We start from the raw sequence: 18,806 nt of genomic DNA on the forward strand, positions 1-18,806 counted from the left end.
TTTGATGCGCATTCATCTCGCAATTGCGGTCTTCGTCATCGGGCTCGCCGTCGCCCCGCAAGCCAATGCGCAGGTCCCGGTGATCGACAGCGCCAATCTCACCAAGGCGCAACAGATCGCGACCAGCACGCAGCAGATCCTCACAGCGGATCAGCAGATTCTGCAATTCACGCAAAAGACGCTGCAGGCCGTCACCGGCGATCGGTCGTCGCAAGCGCAAGGCTCTCTCGCTCAGATGGCGCTGGGAGGCGGTTTTTCGATGGCGCAAGCGCCATCGCTCGGCTCGGTGATTTCGGGTGGCGCGCTCTCCTTCGCGGGTATGGGCGCTGGGTCGCAGAACATCGTCTCGACGCTGATCAACGGCTTGCAGCTCGTGCAGACGATCACGGGGCTAGCGAACGGACAGACCAATCCTGTGGACACGGCTTACAAGAACTCGGTCAATGTCGCCGCGACGCTCTCCGGTTTGATCAATTCGACGCAAACCGCGATGCAGACGCGATCTCAGGCCTTCACGCAGGGCGGGCAGCAGATCGGCACCGCCCAGGACCTCAAGGGCAGCGTCGATCAGAACACGCAGGTCCAGATCCAGACGGGCCAGACGATCAACGAGCTGAACGGCGTTGTGAACAATGCCGCGACCGCCGCGAACCAGGCCAATCTCGACCGGATCGCGGCGCAGTCGGCGGCCGCGCGCGCCATGAAATTCACCCAGTGAGAGACATCGGGGAGCGACCGTGTCGAAACGAGCAGCGATCGTCATAGCCGTCGTCGCCCTGGCGATCGGCCTTTTAGCCGGGCGATTCCTGCTCTCCCGGCCTCCTTCTCCGGTCGCGAGCAACCCCGGCGGTCAGAGCGCGTCCGATGATGATGCGGCCGCGTCGGCCTCGCGCGCCATGACCTTCACGCAGCCAAAGGCGCCGACGAAATGAGACTGAGCTGGCGTGTGGTGTTCATTGTCCTGGTCGCGGGTGCGCTCGCCGGTTGCGCTTACCGGCCGCTCAAGGCGCCCTGTTCTCCCGACGAAGGCGGAACGCCGCTGGCCTATAGCGAGATGCCCCAACCTGCCGTGCTGCCCGCCCTCGAGGCGCTCGATCGCTGCGGCCCGATGCGGCCGATCTGAGAGGCGGCGATGGGGAACACATTCAACATTACGACATTGTTGCAAACCGTCGATCAGCTTGGTCAGAACTATGTTTCGAGCGCCTATCAGGCCCTGGCCAGCGCGGCGACCTCAGGCGGCGGGACCGGCGTCGCCGGCCTGCTCTTGACGCTCTATGTCATCTTTTGGGGCGTCGGCATCTGGCAGGGGACCGCGACGGGCGGTCCGGCCGACCATGCCTTCCGTCTGTTCCGGGCGTTCCTCATCTACGCAATGGCGACGAGTTGGGGCGATTTCCAGACCTTCGCCTACAACGCCCTGAACAGCGGTCCCTCGGCGATCGGCAATGCCTTGCTCAATGTCGTGACCACGGCCAACAACACCGGCACGGCCGCCAATCTCAATTCAGTGAACGGCGTGCAGTCGGCCCTGCAGAACATGTGGAACACCACGAACAGCGCTACGGAAGCGTTCCTGCAGAATGCCGGAATCACCAATTGGGGGCCCTACATCTTCGCCGCGGTCTTCTATGTGGTGATGGCGTTGTTGATCGGCTTCGCGATCTTCCTGATCATCTTGTCGAAGATGTTCATGTGGCTCTTGCTCGCGCTGGCGCCGGTCTTCATCATCCTGTTGCTGTTTGGCGCGACGACGCGTTTTTTTGGCGGCTGGATGAGCGCGCTGGTTCAGTATTTCGTCGTCCAAGTGCTGGTTTATGCTTTTCTCGCCTTCTATGTCTCGCTGATCCAGCAATCAATCGACACATTGAACGGCGTCGCCAATTCGAAATCGGCGACCTGGGCCACCATCGGTCCCGTCGTGCTGATGGCGATCATCGGCGTCCTGCTGCTCAGCCAGATCAACAATGTCGCGGCCGCGATCGCCGGCGGAGTTCCGATTTTCGCGCCGCGGATCGGATCCGTCATCGCGACCGCCACGGGCTTCCGCCTCGGGGCCGCGGCCAATCGTGCGCGGCTCGCCTTCCGCAACCCGTTGAACCCCGCATCGATGTCGCGCCGCGAGGAGCTCGCCTCCCGCCAGCGGGCGCGAGTCGGACTGCGGGCCGCCTCCTGGGCGCAATCCGCGGAATTTCGCCGCTTGGCTGACCAGCTCCGCAATCCGGGAGTGCCGCCGGCGCCTAGCAGCGGAGGTCGCCCGTGACGGAGACGGCAGCCTCGGAGCCGGCGCGGGTCGATCCGCGGTACTACGCGGACGGCGCGACATGGGAACACGACATCGCGCGCCGGAACCGCAATTCGCGAGCCCTCGCCTGGATCGTTGCGAGCGTCATGAGCGTCGTCGCGATCGTCGCACTGGGCGTTCTTGCCCTGCTGGTGCCGCTCAAGACCTACGAGCCCTACATGGTCGTTGTGGACAAGGCGACGGGCTTCGTCGAGGTCAAGCGGCCAATGGCCGAAGGCGCGCTGACCCAGGACGAGGCCGTCACGATGTTCAACGTCGTGCGCTACATCAAGGCGCGTGAGACTTACGATCCGAAGGCGCTCAAGGACAATTTCGACCTGGCGCAACTGCTCGCATCAGGTGACGCTGCGCGCGAGCTGACCGAAATCTACTCTCCTGCCAATCCCAATAACCCGGTCAAGATTTACGGCACCAACACCGAGGTCGCCGTGAACATCAAGTCAGTTACGTTCCCGAACAATCGTACCGCGCTCGTCCGGTTCTCGACGGACGAGAAGTCGGCCACCAACACGATCACCCGCCATTGGGTTTCGCTTGTGCGCTTCCGCTACACCGGCGCACCGATGCGCAACGAATGGAGGTTCGAAAATCCGCTCGGCTTCCAGGCGCTGGAATATCGCCGCGATCAGGAAACGGCGCCTTCGCCTGGAACGGCGGAGGCGAAGCCATGATCGGACGCTGCGTTGCGTTGAGTCTGCTTCTGGTGCTTCCCGCCGGATCGGCCTTCGCGGAGGCCACGCCGCGGCCTGGTCATCTCGATCCTCGTGTTCGCGATGTCATCTATAACAAAGACAACGTCACCGCCGTCGACGCCACCTACGGCACCTCGACGATGATCGAGCTGCAGCCGGATGAGAAGATCGAGACGCTGGCGCTCGGCGATTCGGTCGCCTGGAAGGTCGAGCCCAACCGCAAGGGCAATATCATCTTCGTCAAGCCGGTCGAAAAGAACGCGCAGTCGAACCTCAATGTCGTCACGGACAGACGTATCTACAGTTTCATTCTCCGGTCGAATACGCGCCCGCCATCATCGCAGATCTACGAAGTTCGCTTTCGCTTTCCCGAGAACGAAGCGAGCGCCGGGCTCCTTGCGGCAGCAAAGGAGCGCGCCGCCAACCCGAATCTGAAAGACCTCAACATCGCGAATGCCAACAGCGACTATGGTTACAAGGGCTCATCCGCCAACAAGCCGGTTACCGTCTTCGACGATGGCGTGAAGACCTGGTTTCGCTTCGAAGGCGAGGTGCCGGCGGTCTATATCGTCGACGCCGATCGCAACGAGAGCCTCGTCAACTATCGGACCGAAGGTCCCTATGTCGTCGTCGATAAGGTCTCGCCGCAGTGGACGCTGCGCAACGGCCAGGAGTCGACGTGTATCTTCAACCGCCGCCTGACCAATGTGCATGAGCCCAACGGGCTTGAGCCGTATGCGCCGCAGCGTGTCGGTGCGGCGTCACTCGCTGGGGGCTGAAGCGCATGCCGACACCGGAGGACTATCGCTCGTTCGAAATGGAAGCCGCCGCGGCGACCTCCGTCGCACGCGGGCGCACGGCACTCGGTCGTTTTTTGAAATTCGGCGTGCCGCTCGGCGCGGTGATGGTAGCCACCTGGATGATCTACAGTTCGACGCAGCGGCGCACTCCGACCATGACGACGCCCGACAAGGAGGAGTTCACAACCACCCAATTTCCCGCGCCGTCGCTGTCGACCCCGCGTCCGCAGACCAATCAGGGCACGATCGTGATCCCGCAGGCCCCGCCTGAGCCAGCGCCGCCGCCGCCAGCTCCCCCCGTGACCTTGCAGCCGCCGGCGGCGCCCGCGCCACCGCTCACCATGGTGCCACCGAACGACGACGAGGCGCGGCGGCTTGCAGAACTCGAGCGTCTGCGACAGGAGGAGGAGCGCCGAAAATGGGAGCGTCTGCGTGCTCCGCAAGTGATCGCCGACAACGCGAGTGCCACTGCGGCCGCCGCGAATCCTAACGATACTAATCAAGCCGCTGGCGCGCCTGACGATGATCCCAACCGGCGTTTCCTGGCATCCGTCTCGGCCGCAGGCGTCGACGTCTCGCGCGCCACGAAAAATAACCGGATCGACGCGCTGGTCGCACAGGGAACATTTATCCGGGGCGTACTCGAGACTGCCGTTCAGAGCGACTTGCCTGGAATGGTGCGCGCGACCGTCACCGAGAATGTCTGGTCGTTCGACGGACGACGCGTGCTGATTCCGGCGGGCAGCCGTCTCATCGGCGAATATAAATCGGGAATCGCGCAAGGACAGACGCGGGTCTTCGTCGTCTGGACGAGGCTGTTGCGGTCGGATGGCGTCTCCGTGCAACTCGGCTCGAACGGCGCCGACGATCTCGGCCGGGCCGGGAATGCCGGCTTCGTCGACAATCACTACGTTGAACGGTTCGGCGCTGCGATCATGTTGTCGATCGTTGGCGGCGCCGCGCAATTCCTCAGCGCCTATGGCCAGAATACCAACGGCTATGGCAACGGAACCGTCATCACGACGACGGATCCGGTCACCGGCATCGTCACGCAGACCCAGACAGGTGTGAACCAGAATCAGCTCAGCCTGCAGGCGCGCCAGATCGCGGCTCAGAACGTTTCACAGACCTTGACCAATATCGCGCAGGAAGCGCTTCGCAATTCCATCAACATCCCGCCGACGATCTATCTCGACCAGGGCAGCCGGATCATCGTCTTCGTTCGGCGCGACTTGGACTTCTCTTCCTTTTATCCAGATCCGGTCAAGGAAGCTCTGACGGAGTTGAAGCGTGAGCGCGCTGTCACGAAACCTGACCGTCTTCATTGATCGGGCGCTCGATCCGATTCGCGAGTGGCTCGCGGACGATCAGACCGTCGAGATCTGCGCGAACGGACCGGGCGAGGTCTGGATCGAACGCTTCGGTCAATCCGCGATGGAACGCCATGAGGTGCCGAGCCTGACCGAGCATGCAATCCGCCATCTTGCCGAGCGCGTCGCCGGCCACTCCGGCCAGAGCGTGAACGAGGAGCATCCGCTGCTTTCGGCCGCGCTGCCGTCGGGCGAGCGATTCCAGGGTGTGATGCCGCCAGCGACAACTGCCGGCGGAGCCTTTGCCATCCGCAAGCAGGTCATCAAGGAGATGCGCCTCGACGACTACCGCCGCCTCGGGTCGTTCAAGAAGGTCGAGACGGCCGGGGAGGGGGCTTTGACCGCGACCGACCGTCAGCTTTGCGAGCATCTCGAGGCGGGCCGCATCGAGGACTTTATCCGCCTGGCCGTGATCAGCCGCTATTCGATCCTGCTGTCGGGCGGAACGAGCTCGGGCAAAACGACGTTCCTGAACGCGATTCTCAAGGAGGTGCCGGAGGACGAGCGCATCCTCACGATCGAGGACACGCGCGAGGTCAATCCGATCCAGAAGAATTACCTGCCGCTTGTGGCGTCGAAGGGGGACCAGGGCGAGGCGCGCGTGACCGTCGAAATGCTCTTGCAGGCCTCGCTGCGGCTGCGGCCAGACCGCATCTTCCTCGGTGAGATTCGCGGCGCAGAGGCCTACTCTTTCCTCCGAGCGATCAATACCGGGCATCCCGGAAGCATCACGACCGTCCATGCCGACAGTCCGTCCGGGGCGTTCGAGCAACTGGCGCTGATGGTGATGCAGGCCGGCCTCGGGCTGAAGCGCGAGGAGATCGTCGCCTACATTCGCTCGGTGCTGCCGATCGTAATCCAGCAGACCAAGATCGGGGGCTGGCGGGGGACCTCGGCGGTCCATTTCTCGCGCATGGCCGAATGGCGGCAGGAGCGCGAAGCAGCGGAGCTTGGGGCAGGAAGGGGACGGCATGGCCCGCGTCGTCGCCTATAGAGTCGCAATTGCCATCCTTCTGCTGCTGGCGTTCTGTCTGCTTTGGAGCCTGGCCTACGAAATTGCCGTGGCGCTGCGTTGGGCGCCTGGACGCTTTCCGGGTGAGGGCGCCAGCCGGTGGGCCCTGTTTCGGCAGCAGAACGCGGACCGCTCGGCGGAGTTTTTCCTGATCGCCTGGCGTCACTTCTACGAACGGTTGATCTATCCGCCGACACGCGTCGAAGCCCTGATCCGCGCCGGCTACGGCGTGGCCACCGTCCTAGCGTTGGGTATCGGCGGATTGATCTTCGGCTTCGTCAATCGCCGCCAGATGCCCTATGGGGCGGCCCGGTTCGGCACGATCATGGGAGCGGCCAAGCAAGGACTGATCGCCAAGCAGGGGATCATTCTGGGCACGCTGAACGGCTCTACGATTCGCTCCGACGAACCGGCCCACATCCTCGTGGTCGGCCCGTCGCGATCCGGCAAGGGGACCGGCTTCGTCCTGCCGAACGGTTATCTCTGGCAAGGTTCGGCGGTGTTCTTCGATCCAAAGCGGGAGAACTTCGATGCGTTGGCGAACCATCGCACGACGATGGGCAACAAGGTGTTCATGTTTTCACCGGGGTCGAGCGATACCCATCGATACAATCCGCTTGATTTCGTGCGCCGCGACGAGCGGATGGCGACCGACTGCTTGGTCGTCGCATCCTTCGTCATTCCGGAGAAGGCCGACGACACCTGGGCCGGCGCCGGGCGGCTGCTGCTCTCAGCCCTGATCGGTTATGTGCTGGCGTCGCCCCTGACCACCACGGCGCAACACATGCGCACAGTGGCGCGAATGACCACGACGGGCAAAGATATCTCCACGGTGCTGCGCGCGATCGTCAAGACAGAGCGCGATCATCTGCCGACCTGGGTGATCGACAGCTTCAACCAGTACATCGCGCTCGAGCCGGAGACCCGAAACAGCGCCGTCTTCAACGTCAATATGGCGATGAGCCTGTGGAACAACGGACTGATCTCGGCCGCGACAGAGACATCCGACTTCGACATTCGCGAGCTGCGCCGGCAGCCGATGACAATCTTCATCGGCTGCACCATCGCGGAGCTCTCGATCTTCCGGCCGCTCATTCGCATCCTGTTTCAGCAGATCCATGACCTCTTGATGGAGAAAATCCCGGGGCCGGACGAACCGCACCAGGTCCTGTTAATGCTGGATGAATTCTTCCACGTCGGCCGGATGGACTCGCTGATCTCGAAAATCACGATCAGCGCCGGTTACGGGTTCCGGATGGCGATCGTCATGCAGGACATCGCCCAGCTCGACGAGCTCTATGGTCGCCATACCCGCATCACGACGGTCTCGGGCTCACAGATCAAGCTGTTCATCCAGATCAACGATCTCGAGACATCGGAATTCGTGTCCGAGATGCTGGGCGAGACGACGCAAGTCTACAAAACCCCCATTCAGCGTCCGGACCAAGGCATCTTCGCGCCGCGCGTCTGGGCGCCCCATTACACGCCGCGCCCGCTGCGCAGCCCGCTCGAACTCAGGGAAATGTCGTCGCGGCTGTCGATCCTGATGGTGAAGAACTCGCCATCGTTCGAACTTACGAAGATCCGTCACTACCTCGACAAACCCTACCGTTCCTTTTACGAGCGCGCCAAGGCGGCACCACCGCCTCTGCCAAAGTTGCGGGCCTGGCAGGATGAGGCACTGCGGGGAGCCATCAATCCGGCGCCGGAGGCGCCGCAGGCAGCGCCCGAAGCCCCGCCGCCCATCATCACCCCGGCAGCGGGGAGCGCGCCGGCGCGCAGGGCGCCTTCCCCTCGGCGGGCAAAGGTCGCGACGACCAAAGCGAAGGCGTCTGCGTCTCCGCCACCGGAGCCTGCGCCTCTAACACTGGTCTCGCGATCGGCTCCTCCACAAACACAACCGCGCAAGACGTTATCGCTGGGCGCGGTGCCTGCTGCCCCTCCGGGAGAGAACTGCGACGTGCGCGATATTCTGTCCTCCGCCACTGCAGGACAGCATGAAAGCTTCGCGGCAATGATGAGCGTGTTGCGCGCCGCGCCGAATGCCAAGGTTCACAAAGTGATAGAGACGCTTACGTCTTTGCACGAGTCGTTCGGAGAGGACGAAGAAACATAACGTCGCGCTTTTGCACCCGCTGTGATCCGACGATTGCCGACACCGCTAGAACTCAACGTTGAGACCAGCACCTGCAAGATGTCGAAGCCAAATAGCCACGTGTGGCCTAGTCCAATAATCTGAAACAGTGCTATCATTTGACAATATTATTTTCTATATTCAGCAGCTTATGTTCCCTAAGCTAGATTCTGCGACTCAGCTTTGTAGCAGCTCAGTTAAAATGTCCGGATCTGGCAAAGTAGGAATGTCGCTCCTGCGTTGCCAATCTGTCCGCGTTTGAGAGCGCGGGAGATTGCAGATTGTGGTTTTGATGAGCGAACGCGAGCTGCGACGTATCGAGGTTTTGTCGAAGAGTGTCGAGCGGCGAATGACAAGCTTGCGGCGGCACGCCTGCTCGACGTTTTAGTTCGTCAGGTCCAGCGACTCTTGAAGACGTTCCAGCCGGATGGCGCTGCGGCTCTCCGGCACAAGGCGCGCGGCCGACATTCCAACAACCGCATCGTCGATGGCGTTCGCGACTTTGCGCTGGAGCTAATCCGCGAACACTACGTCGACTTCGGACCGACGCTTGCCCGCGAGAAACTGATCGAACGGCATCAGCTCGTCAGCTCGCGGTCAGTAGTCAGTAAGGAGACGCTGCGCAAATGGATGACGGAAGCTGGAATCTGGACGTCACGCCGTGAGCGGAAGCGGCGGCTGCATCAGCCGCGCGGGCAGCGCGACTGCTTGGGTGAGATGGTGCAGATCGACGGCTCGCACCATTGGTGGTTCGAGAACCGTGGCGCCAAATGCGCCCTGCATCGTCTTCATCGACGATGCGACCGGCAAGCTGCTTCATTTGCGCTTTGCCGGCTCCGAGAACACGTTCGACTACTTCCATCCGGCCAGGGCGTATCTGCGGGAATGGGGCAAGCCGTTGGCTTTCTATAGCGACAAGCACGGCATCTTCCGAACGACCCACGGTTCTGAGCAGGACCCCCACCAGCGGCCTGGCGCAGTTTGGCCGCGCGCTCTATGAGCTCAACATCGACATCATTTGCGCCAATACGCCACAGGTCAAGGGGCGCGTCGAGCGCGCCAATCAGACCCTGCAGGACCGGCTTGTCGCTTCGGCTGCGTTCAGAGTTTGCCAGCCGACACAACGACGTCCAACCGCACAGCCGGCTCGGGCACCGTCCGCACGGGAGTATATCAGGGTCATGTCACAGCCTGCGCGTGTCGGCTCTAATGCGGTCAACTCCAATCCTTTGATGCCGTTGGCTACCCGGACGGCATCAGCCAATCGACACACACGCACGGTCACGTTAGCTCATAGGCCTCAGAAGGCCACTTTATGAAATACCGCAAGACGCAGACCCAAGCATTGGACTTCAGTCAACAAAATGGTGCAAGTGTTTCTCGATCTCATAGATGGGATATTTGGTCAGATCCTTTCCGATTTCGGCGATGATGCGTTTTTTAATGTCAGGATGGAGCGCCTCGCGCACGTCTGCCAACGTTCGTGCTGGCGCAACAACCACCAGCGCTCTTGCGTTACGGTCGCGTGCCAGGTCTTCCATGGCCGTCGCTACTCGTTTGGCAAAGCGATGCTCCTCTAGTTCGTGCCAGTCGGTCTGTGCCACAGCGCTGCGCAAATTCGTTCGAGCACGCTTGAAAACGCGCCCAGGTCGATCTCTGCCCTGCTCATGTGCTGGGGGATTGTCGTCGACAAATACGCGCTCAGTCTTCAAGTCCAGATATTGTTCGTCGCCGTCATTCCGCAAAAATAGAGCTTTACGGCCGTCGCCAACGAAGACAAAGGCGCCATGCGGGATTTTTAGCTTCGTCATCGGGCGTCTCTCAAAGGACAAACACTTCCGGTCACTATCTGCGAAAGAGCCTATTGCTGACTCATTCTTTCAGACTGGTTGTTGCTACGAACGGCTCGGTATGTCAGTGCTATCCCTCGCGCATCTTCATCGGAAGCGACTGGCTTCAGGAGGACATTGAATTATGTCCCTTTCACGCTTTCTGCAGCTTCAAGCGCAAGCCGCGCCTCGTGAACAAACGTCTCCCAACGCTTATAGGGTGTAGTACGGTGAGGCTGCTTGTGATCGACAACGTCCTCGTCCGGCCATTGATCGGCGCTACAATTTCTTTCGGTTGCGGGAATCTGAAAATAGACCGTCCGACAGAGCACGCGGGCTGCGGCCTCTATTTCAGCTTGCGTCGGCATTGAGGCTTCTCCGTGGCTGTTCAGCAGAACATTCTGAAATGGTGCAAGGGTTCGCCTTGACAGTTGTCAATAAGGTCATTGCACCACCTCAACCGGATCATAAGCGTAGCCCGCCATCGACCTCAAGGACGCGGCCGTTGTAGTAGTCATTTTGCAAGATAAACGCCGCTGCATGACTTATTTCCGCAGGAGTCGCCAGCCGTCGCATCGGTATTCCCGAAACAATTTTTTCTCGAATTCTTGATGGGATCTCGGCCACCATTGTTGTATCGACAAAACCCGGCGCGATACCAGCGACGCGAATGTTATAGCGTGCAAGCTCCTTGGCCCACGTCACGGTCATAGCTGCCACGCCCGCCTTGGCGGCTGAGTATTTTGTTTGTCCGACATTGCCGTAGCGAGAGATGCTTGAAACGTTAATGATCAGCCCGCCGCGTTGCCCCTCGATCATATGAAGGGCTGCTTCGCGCCCGCACAGGAACACGCCAATCAGATCGACGGCGATCACCTTCTTGAACTCTGAAAGCGACATTTTCCGCTGCACCTTGTGGTCGACGGCCTTGACCAGAAGCGCATCGCTCACCACGCCGGCGTTGTTGATCAATCCGTCGATGGAGCCAAATTCAAGACGGATTTTGCGGAACGCATTTTCAACCGCCGGCTCGTCGGTAACGTCGAGCGTGAAGAATTTGTTCATGCCGTCCAAGCCAGCCAAGCCAGCACATTGCCGCAGTGTCTCCTCGAGCATGGAAGCGTCGCGATTGATGATCGCAAGGTTTGCTTTGCACTGAGCCAGGGTCTTTGCCAATTCTCGGTCGATGCCTTGACCAGCTCCGGTGATGACAATCGTCTTGCCGCGGATGTCCAAAATGGGGACTCACCGGTTCCAATTATTGAAGTCACCATAGAAGATGCATCCAGCTAGGAAATTGACGGCGGTCAATGCGCAACAAGCCGCGACCTGAACAATTCTGATCTGCGAAAGCCCCGCTTTTCGGAAATCGAGATAGGGATCAGCAACCGAGCTGAAGCTTTGGAGATGACAATGCGTACGGACAATGAAATTGAACGTGACGTGAAGGACGAGCTGCAATGGAACCCGGACCTTGACGCGACCGATATCGCGGTCTCGGTCAAACAGGGGGTCGTAACGCTGGCTGGATTCGTCAAAAGCTGGAGCGACAAGTACGAAGCAGAAATGGCAGCCAAGCGCGTGTCTGGCGTCCGCGGCATCGCCAACGATCTGGAGGTGCGCCTCCCGAACGTCGACGAACGTCCCGACCCGGATATCGCTCGTGATGCCGTTTCCGCGCTCAAGAGCCAGCTACCGCTTTCGTCCGAAAATACCCGCGTGGTCGTCAAGAACGGCTGGATTACTCTCGAAGGAAATGTCGAGTGGTACTATCAGAAAAGTATCGCGGAATCGGCCGTGCGCCGGCTCAAGGGTGTCCGTGGCGTGATCAATTCGATCGTCATCAAGCCGCGCGTGGAGCCGTCGGAAATCAAACGTAAGATCGAAGACGCGTTCACGCGCTCTGCCGAGATCGACGCGAACCGGATCACCGTGGAAGCCAAGGGTGGCGAGGTGATCCTCAAAGGCACCGTTCGGTCGTGGGCGGAGCGAGAGGAAGCGGGGAGGCAAGCGTGGGCTGCGCCTGGTGTTACCAAGGTTGACAACCGCATCGTTGTCAGCCCGTAGGTTGACGGCCCAGGAGTACGCGCGGCTGGTCGCACTGCCGCCCTCCTCCACGTGTGCCTGACGAGATGACTGGCCTTTATTCGACGGAGAACTCGAATGCGCGCATTTCTATGCGCGGTCGCCGCTGCGGTCGCCTTGGCAATCGTGGCGTATTTAGTTCTTGCTTCAGTTCAAAAGACCGCAGACCAAGCATTCAGGACTGAGGCGGTTCGCCTATGATTGGCACGCTCATGAAAGAACAAGCGAAGCCTGCGGGGCGCTGCGGGCACTAGGGCCTCCGAGGGCCACGATCGATCGGCTGAGTGAGTTTCACTTGGCGAGTCCCGTCAAATTCAATGATGCCGCGCTCTTTCAATTCCGTCAGTGCGCGACTGACTGTTTCGATGGAACGCCCAAGGTGGTCTGCCATGTCATGACGGCTCATTGGCAACGAAAAGAAATTATCTGGCGCTTGCCGCAAACGTGTCTGCATTTGAGTGAGAAATGGAAGCACTTTGTCGATTGAACGCTGATTCCAACGATTATCGATGTGGTTATCCATGTGAAATGCCGCACGGACAGTCGCATCCCGAACCATTTCAGCCATGGCGCCGTCTTTTTGTGCGGGGCCCTCGATATCTTCGCGGTCGTAGCGTCCTAGGATTGCGCCATCGCCGATTGCCTCTATGACGAGGTCTGCGCGGGCATCAGTATCCGCGGCAAGATGCAAAGGAGGTCAGCCGATGCGGCTTGTCATCTTGGGGCCGCCGGGCGCGGGCAAAAGCACACAGGCGCGGCGCGTGGCTGAAAAGTACGGTACCGTACACCTCTCGGTCGGCGATCTACTGCGGGCAGCGGTCGCATCGGACAAGTCGGTCGGACCGCTAATTAAGGATGCCATGGCGCGCGGCGATCTTGTATCGGACGACGTCGTGAAACCTATCGTCTTGAAGCAACTTGACGGTCCCGATGCCGCGAAAGGATTCATTCTTGATGGTTTCCCGCGGACGATACCGCAGGCTGAGGCGCTCGGCCGTTGGCTCAAGGAACGAGGCCCCGATCTCGACGCGGTGATTGAGCTGAAGGCGGATGACCGGTTACTGATTGATCGGATTGCCGCGCGGAACGAAAACACTGGGAGCCGAGGAGAGTTGCGTCGGGTCGATGACAATGCCGAGGTGCTGCGGTCGCGGATCGATACCTACCATAGACAGACAGCTCCGCTTCTCGATTATTATCGGGGACAAGGCCTTTTGAAGTCCGTAAACGGCATGCTTTCGATTGCCGAGGCCGAACAAGAGATTGACCGAGCTCTCGCGTACCTTCCCACCCAGAAGGGGTCTCGACTCTGACGCTTAATGTCCTGCCCTCAGTGATCGGCGCAAGATAAGCTTATCGTGATGCATCAATCATGCTGCTGCCGAAAGGAACTTTACCCTCTGACCACACTTTGCACCAATTTTCCCGGGGGGGGGGGGGGGCAGCATCCGGAGAGTGCGCAGTCGCCGAACGCCATCGAACTCCACAATATGGCGGGCTTGCAGGTCACCTAGCGCCCGACTGACTGTTTCGACGGATAGACCAAGATAATCGGCGATGTCGTAACGCGACATCGGTAACGATACAAATCCGTCGGCTCCCAACGGGATACGCGCGCTCATCTGATCGAGAAAGACCCGCACCTTGTCGACAGAACGCTGATGCCAGAGATTGAAAATGTGCTCCTCCGCTCTGGCGGTAAGTCGAAGCCGAGCCTTGCGTAACGTTTGCGCAATCGAGGAGTCCTCCTCGGAAAGACCCTCAAGATCGGCGCGATTGTACCGACCGAGTATAGTTCCGTCGCAGATGGCTTCGGCAACCGTGTCTTCGCCTGCGTTGTCGCAAACGAACCACTCATTCGGGAGAAAGAATTCGTGTATGCATCGCAAGCCATTGCTTTGCAGACGGGCCTGCCTGACCGCGCCGGATTCGATATGCCACCAGTAGTCTGCCAATCGGCCCGGTTCGCAAATCGGTTGGCCCTTCGAAGCTGCTACGACCGTTCGCCATTTTGTAAGTCGAGAATGGAACTTACCACGATCGAAGGCCGGATCGTGTGTTGCCGCACGCATGACCATGATGAACTCCCTATGGACTTCAACTTGGCAGAGTTTCTGGCTTTATGCTACTCTCATTATTATCTATGTCAACGTAGTTGCCTTGCTGGCGCAAGTGGGAAAAACCTTGCCGGCGTGCGGCTTCGCAAGATCAAGATCGCTCCCAAACATTTTGATTTTACACTGCGAAAAGTTGCTGATGGCACAATTACCTGAAACGACTCCGCCCGCGCATCGACCGTCACCGCGGAGGATAGAGCATGTCCCCCATGATTGAACTGCAAATCAAACCGGTCATCATCGTCAAAGACACGCCGAAGCCGCGGCGACTGGCGACGCTTTCTCAGGCCAAGGCCTTCGTCGAAGAGGAACTTCGCCGCGGGCGGCCGCCGGCTTGGAGGGATTTGCACCGCCGCCTTTTATCGGCCGCCAGCGCTGAAGATGCAGTCGAGGCAATCGGTGCCTTGCGCGAAGTGCTGCAGCTCGAGGACTTGCTCGTAGTGCACGATCCGAAAGGACACCCTTGAATTTGCCGGGAAACGAAAATCTCAATGACGGCCGTCAATCGACCGCTTCTGCGTCACATTCAAAGGGACTGCGCGGCGAAGATAATCCGATGCCGTGCACAATGCGCCGCGCTATGCTGCCGTTCCCCCATTTTCTAACTGCAGATCCAATCTGCGCATAATGAATTTCTCAACCTCAGAAACGCCACGCGCGGTGCTATGATGAACAATCATCCGCAACGGAGATCACGCGTGCTGCAAAGATCGTCAGTCCGCGTCCGACCGCGGTGACCATGTTGATCCACAGAATTTGGACGGGAGTTAGCGGTAGCGTCAAACCAGTCAGGATCGCCACGATGACCGTCATTGCTTCACCGGCGTTCGTCGGCAAAGTCCAGCCGATTACTTTTCGTCAAGTTGTCATGACCCGTGCGTCCCTCGCGGACTGCGGCGATGATCGTGGCGAAATTATCATTGGCCAGCACTACCTCGGCAGCCTCCTTCGCTACCTCGATGCCCTTGCGGCCCATGGCAATCCCGACATCCGCCCGCCTGAGCGCCGGGGCATCATTGACGCCATCTCCCGTCATGGCAACGATTGCGCCGTCCGCCTGAAGTGCCTCCACCAAGCGCAATTTGTGTTCGGGGGTCGTGCGCGCGAAAACAGTCGTCTCTTTGATCGCCAGACGGAATGCCTCATCATCCAGGGAATCCAGCCGATCCCCAGTGAAGACTGCATTGGCCGCTCCAGACCGAGTTGGCGCGCAACGGCTGTAGCGGTCGCAGCATGGTCTCCGGTGATCATTTTGACCCGAATACAGGCGGTTAAGCACTCTGCGACAGCGGTAATGGCCTGCTCACGTGGCGGGTCAATCAGTCCGGCCAAACCGATCAGGACCAGATCTCGTTCGACGTCCCGAAATGTGAGGCCATGAGCGCCGTGCGGTCATTCACATAAGTGTTTCGTTGTAGCGCGTTCATCGAACTGCGACGGCGCATTATTGAATTGGTTGCTGCTCACCTTGATGGGCGGGGGGCGCCCCTCGCTGCCCAAAAGCGAACCGCTCCAAGCAAAACAAATTCGTCGTGATCGGAGTTACTCGATTGGCTATTTGCGTCGAAGGCCGCCGCCTCCAGGAGCGCTTGGCTGACCTTCTGCCTGATCTCGCCGGACTGAACGTAGGACTGAGCGTCTAGCTTGTTGACCACGCCACTGGCGCCACGTACCGCTTCCGAAAGTTCCTCGGCGGCCTCGCTCTGGTAGGCCCATTCCACTTGACCTTCCAAGCATATCAGTCCGTCCTCAACCACGAGGCGTATCCGGTCCCCCGAGTACGGCAAGCGCCGGTTAATCGCTTCCAGTGCGTCCCGAGCAATTTCTGGATCGGGCCGACGCTGCAACAATGGCAAGCGCACCTGGATGTCATTGACAAGGCCATTTATGCCCGCGATGCTTTTGGCCAACAGTTCCACTTTCCGTTTTTGACGAAAGCTGCGCACAAAGCCCGTCAGTGTGACGATCTGGTCTTTGACGGTTGTTGCAATGTCGGCGTTATTCGTATCGGGATCGGACTGAATGCGTCGTTTCAGCTCTCGTTCGATGTCAGGATCTGACCGCAATACCAACACCTCCGCTTATTTTCGCCAACCTGGAACACTTGCCTTTGCCGACACTGGAAGCCCCAGTTTGGCGCCTCCGTGAATAGTCAAAGGTCTGGGATCAGCCCTGACAATTGTCAATTTTTCGCCGGATTGGGAATGATTTACTTGTCTTCATTCCACGATGGATGCGCAATGTTCGCGCTGTCGAAAACGCGACGACGTGCATTGCAGACAGCGAGTGCCTGCGCTAGCGAAATGGAGACTGGAGACGAGCTCGATTCGGGATGAGTATGCTTCCGCGTGTCACCGAAGAAACTCGAGAGTTAATTGCCCGCGAGTTCGACACACGCGGGCCTGATGTCTGTACGGCAGAAGTCGTGGCGCATTTAAAACAGCACAATCCGGAACTTTTGGATATGGCGACGCGGTGCGCTGCAGACATCGGAGATTCACAGAAGGTCATGTTGGGATTTGCGATATTCTTCCGTCTGCTCGTCCCGAGGTTGCCGACGTCAGGCAATCTATCACCGCTTCCCGCTGTCAGCGAGGAAACGCGCGCGCGGCTGGTGCAGGAAATTGACACGCAACGCACTGAAACGTTCACGATGGAAGCGATTGCGGAATTTGAACGCAGCAATCCGGAGCTGCTTCAAATGGCCCACAATTTCGCGACACGGTTGCGCCAGTATCTGCTTGCGATGCAGGGTTTTGCCTTGATGTACAGGGCGCTCGTCTTGCAATGTTCCGATCAGCGCGCTCGGTTGCATTGAGCGCCACGAACCTCGGCTCAGTTCACGTCGCTGACAATTTGTCGCTGCTTTTTGGCTGCGGCGGCTCAATATTGACCGTTGTCATGGCGGCATATGCGCCGATCCAAACATCCTTGCTGCGGGAAACTCGGCAGGCAGAGATGGGCAATCGTGCCGTTCAGCATAACCAGGGCGAGAACTTATGACCGATAGTCGTTCCGCGAATGAAGTCCTCGATACCATCCGCGTTCGAGAAGTTGTGGGGACGCTCAAGAGTCGCGAGGCCCTCGATCGGCTCGTCGACGATCTGACTCGATCCGGATTCGACCGAGGCGATATCGACCTTATGGCGAGCCCAATGACGGTCATGCGCGCTCTGGGAGCATACTATTCGGCGCCGATCGTAGCGGCAGAGCATCCCGATGCCCCCCGACGTGAGTTGATCAAACCGGATGATGAAACCACTGCGACCGCCTTGGTGTTCGGAACCCTGATAACGATTGGCACCGTGGGAGCCGCGCTCCCAATCGTGGCATCAGGTGGAGCTTTGGCTGCCGCAGCTGCTGCGGCGCTTGCCGGCGGTGCTACCGCGGCCGGCCTGGCCAAGATCATCAAAAATCGCCTTGTCAGTACTGGGGAGAGTATTGACTTGGAGGACGAGTTGCGGATGAGCGGTCTAGTCGTATTGGTGCGCGTTCGCGACCCAGAAGCAGAACACAAGGCGCAGGAAATCATGCGCCGGTGCGGCGCGGAACACGTTCACGTTCACGAGGTGGAGCTCAAGAAGACCTTGGCCGACGTTCCGCTATCTTCCATCAATCCTGACCCGTGGCTCGGCGATGACAGAAGCGGCACTTGATTGGCTGGGCAATGTGCGACCTCACAACAGAATCTTTGACGAGAAACATTGACTGTCGTCAATTCAATGCTTGCTCCGAGCTGTATGGTTCTATTTGACCAAGAGTAGACGGGCTTTAGGAGAATTGACCACTGGGTACATAAGCCGGGGCAATTGACTTGAAACTACGACTAGGATCGCTTTCATGGCTCGCACAGTTGCAATCATTGTTGGAAGCATCCGCAAGGAGTCAATCAATCTGAAGCTCGCCAAGGCTTTGGTGAAGCTCGCACCAAACGACTTCGATTGCGACTTCATCCGAATCGATGACCTACCGGTATACAATCAGGATCTCGATCAATCGCCGCCCGAAGCGGTATCGCGCACAAAATCGCAAATCGCCGCAGCAAAAGCCCTTCTGTTCGTGACGCCCGAGCACAATCGCTCGCTTCCGACCGCGCTTAAGAATGTTCTGGATTGGGTATCGCGGCCATACGGAAAGAATCTGTGGGCTGGCAAGCCTGCCGGCATTGCGGGTGCATCGATCGGAGCGATCGGCACCGCAGTCGCTCAAGCCCATCTACGCAGTGTGCTTGGTTATCTTGACGTCCCGACGCTCGGACAGCCGGAAGTGTATATTCATTTCTCCCAGGGCTTGGTCGATGAGGACGGCAACATCACCAACGAATCAACGAAAAGCCTCCTTCAGAACTTCGTGAAGTGTTACGCGGAATGGATTTCGAAATACAGTTGAAAGTACGATCAAATAGACAGAACGACGCTGTTTGCATCTATCAATATTGCCTCGCTCCGGATCGTCCCAATGA

20 protein-coding genes and 2 pseudogenes are annotated in these 18,806 nt (G+C 59.2%); 16 read left to right on the forward strand and 6 right to left on the reverse strand.

The features are described from left to right. Window positions 1-4 precede the first annotated feature (4 nt). From HL671_RS26555 to HL671_RS26600, 10 genes and pseudogenes are all read left to right on the forward strand, one after another. On the forward strand, window positions 5-718 hold the full coding sequence (locus tag HL671_RS26555; protein ID WP_172240237.1) for a type IV secretion system protein: 714 nt from the start codon (window positions 5-7) through the stop codon (window positions 716-718). Window positions 719-737: 19 nt separating this feature from the next. Further along, the gene (locus tag HL671_RS26560) at window positions 738-932 is read left to right on the forward strand and encodes a hypothetical protein (RefSeq protein ID WP_172240239.1); all 195 of its coding nucleotides are present in this window, start codon (window positions 738-740) and stop codon (window positions 930-932) included. Then, window positions 929-1,123: a hypothetical protein gene (locus HL671_RS26565; RefSeq protein ID WP_136655280.1), complete on the forward strand. Its 195-nt coding sequence runs from the start codon at window positions 929-931 to the stop codon at window positions 1,121-1,123. The genes HL671_RS26560 and HL671_RS26565 overlap by 4 nt, the downstream gene beginning before the upstream one ends. A 9-nt stretch (window positions 1,124-1,132) precedes the next feature. Beyond that, a complete protein-coding gene (locus tag HL671_RS26570) occupies window positions 1,133-2,263 on the forward strand; it encodes a TrbL/VirB6 family protein (protein WP_172240241.1) in 1,131 nt (376 codons plus the stop codon). Next, window positions 2,260-2,976, forward strand: a complete 717-nt coding sequence (locus tag HL671_RS26575) for a VirB8 family type IV secretion system protein (protein ID WP_172240243.1) — start codon at window positions 2,260-2,262, stop codon at window positions 2,974-2,976. Before HL671_RS26570 ends, HL671_RS26575 begins: the two co-directional genes overlap by 4 nt. Continuing rightward, window positions 2,973-3,776 (forward strand): P-type conjugative transfer protein VirB9, encoded by an 804-nt coding sequence (gene virB9, locus HL671_RS26580; RefSeq protein WP_172240245.1) that lies wholly within the window; start codon window positions 2,973-2,975, stop codon window positions 3,774-3,776. The genes HL671_RS26575 and virB9 overlap by 4 nt, the downstream gene beginning before the upstream one ends. 5 nt (window positions 3,777-3,781) lie before the next feature. Further along, window positions 3,782-5,125: a type IV secretion system protein VirB10 gene (gene virB10, locus HL671_RS26585; RefSeq protein WP_172240247.1), complete on the forward strand. Its 1,344-nt coding sequence runs from the start codon at window positions 3,782-3,784 to the stop codon at window positions 5,123-5,125. Further along, window positions 5,097-6,161, forward strand: a complete 1,065-nt coding sequence (virB11, locus tag HL671_RS26590) for a P-type DNA transfer ATPase VirB11 (protein WP_210264114.1) — start codon at window positions 5,097-5,099, stop codon at window positions 6,159-6,161. The genes virB10 and virB11 overlap by 29 nt, the downstream gene beginning before the upstream one ends. Next, window positions 6,139-8,295: a type IV secretory system conjugative DNA transfer family protein gene (locus tag HL671_RS26595; RefSeq protein ID WP_172240251.1), complete on the forward strand. Its 2,157-nt coding sequence runs from the start codon at window positions 6,139-6,141 to the stop codon at window positions 8,293-8,295. The genes virB11 and HL671_RS26595 overlap by 23 nt, the downstream gene beginning before the upstream one ends. 292 nt (window positions 8,296-8,587) lie before the next feature. After that, window positions 8,588-9,419 (forward strand): annotated as a pseudogene (locus HL671_RS26600) (ISNCY family transposase); the annotation flags it as partial. Between the two features lie 246 nt (window positions 9,420-9,665). Here HL671_RS26600 and HL671_RS26605 read toward each other — a convergent pair. Further along, window positions 9,666-10,124 carry a host attachment protein gene (locus tag HL671_RS26605; protein ID WP_172240253.1) on the reverse strand — a complete coding sequence of 153 codons (459 nt, stop codon included), beginning with the start codon at window positions 10,122-10,124 and terminating at the stop codon, window positions 9,666-9,668. A gap of 483 nt (window positions 10,125-10,607) precedes the next feature. Then, window positions 10,608-11,378 carry an SDR family NAD(P)-dependent oxidoreductase gene (locus HL671_RS26610; RefSeq protein WP_172240255.1) on the reverse strand — a complete coding sequence of 257 codons (771 nt, stop codon included), beginning with the start codon at window positions 11,376-11,378 and terminating at the stop codon, window positions 10,608-10,610. Window positions 11,379-11,555: 177 nt separating this feature from the next. Between HL671_RS26610 and HL671_RS26615 the strand changes: the two genes are divergently transcribed. Continuing rightward, entirely contained in the window at window positions 11,556-12,209 is a 654-nt protein-coding gene (locus HL671_RS26615) for a BON domain-containing protein (protein WP_172240257.1), read from the forward strand. A 268-nt stretch (window positions 12,210-12,477) separates the two neighbouring features. Here HL671_RS26615 and HL671_RS26620 read toward each other — a convergent pair whose 3' ends face one another. Beyond that, complete coding sequence (locus HL671_RS26620) at window positions 12,478-12,918, reverse strand: helix-turn-helix domain-containing protein (protein ID WP_109269543.1); 441 nt, start codon at window positions 12,916-12,918, stop codon at window positions 12,478-12,480. 13 nt (window positions 12,919-12,931) lie between these two features. Here HL671_RS26620 and HL671_RS26625 point away from each other — a divergent pair, with 13 nt between their 5' ends. Further along, window positions 12,932-13,540, forward strand: a complete 609-nt coding sequence (locus tag HL671_RS26625; protein WP_172240259.1) for an adenylate kinase — start codon at window positions 12,932-12,934, stop codon at window positions 13,538-13,540. 57 nt (window positions 13,541-13,597) lie between these two features. Here HL671_RS26625 and HL671_RS26630 read toward each other — a convergent pair whose 3' ends face one another. Continuing rightward, entirely contained in the window at window positions 13,598-14,305 is a 708-nt protein-coding gene (locus HL671_RS26630) for a helix-turn-helix domain-containing protein (RefSeq protein ID WP_172240261.1), read from the reverse strand. Window positions 14,306-14,544: 239 nt separating this feature from the next. Here HL671_RS26630 and HL671_RS26635 point away from each other — a divergent pair, with 239 nt between their 5' ends. Continuing rightward, a complete protein-coding gene (locus tag HL671_RS26635; RefSeq protein ID WP_172240263.1) occupies window positions 14,545-14,811 on the forward strand; it encodes a hypothetical protein in 267 nt (88 codons plus the stop codon). Window positions 14,812-15,052: 241 nt separating this feature from the next. Here HL671_RS26635 and HL671_RS26640 read toward each other — a convergent pair. Further along, window positions 15,053-15,718, reverse strand: a pseudogene (locus tag HL671_RS26640) (HAD-IC family P-type ATPase); the annotation flags it as partial. 89 nt (window positions 15,719-15,807) lie between these two features. After that, window positions 15,808-16,419 (reverse strand): BON domain-containing protein, encoded by a 612-nt coding sequence (locus HL671_RS26645; RefSeq protein ID WP_172240265.1) that lies wholly within the window; start codon window positions 16,417-16,419, stop codon window positions 15,808-15,810. A 257-nt stretch (window positions 16,420-16,676) separates the two neighbouring features. On the opposite strand from HL671_RS26645, the gene HL671_RS26650 reads away from it, so the two are divergent. From HL671_RS26650 to HL671_RS26660, 3 genes are all read left to right on the forward strand, one after another. Next, a complete protein-coding gene (locus HL671_RS26650) occupies window positions 16,677-17,162 on the forward strand; it encodes a hypothetical protein (RefSeq protein WP_172240267.1) in 486 nt (161 codons plus the stop codon). Between the two features lie 181 nt (window positions 17,163-17,343). Beyond that, on the forward strand, window positions 17,344-18,000 hold the full coding sequence (locus HL671_RS26655; RefSeq protein WP_058756978.1) for a hypothetical protein: 657 nt from the start codon (window positions 17,344-17,346) through the stop codon (window positions 17,998-18,000). 184 nt (window positions 18,001-18,184) lie between these two features. Then, window positions 18,185-18,733 (forward strand): NADPH-dependent FMN reductase, encoded by a 549-nt coding sequence (locus HL671_RS26660; protein WP_172240269.1) that lies wholly within the window; start codon window positions 18,185-18,187, stop codon window positions 18,731-18,733. Window positions 18,734-18,806: the final 73 nt, after the last annotated feature.

Origin of the sequence: Bradyrhizobium denitrificans (genome assembly GCF_013179005.1) — a bacterium.
In the GTDB taxonomy this organism is placed as follows: Bacteria; Pseudomonadota; Alphaproteobacteria; order Rhizobiales; family Xanthobacteraceae; genus Bradyrhizobium; species Bradyrhizobium denitrificans.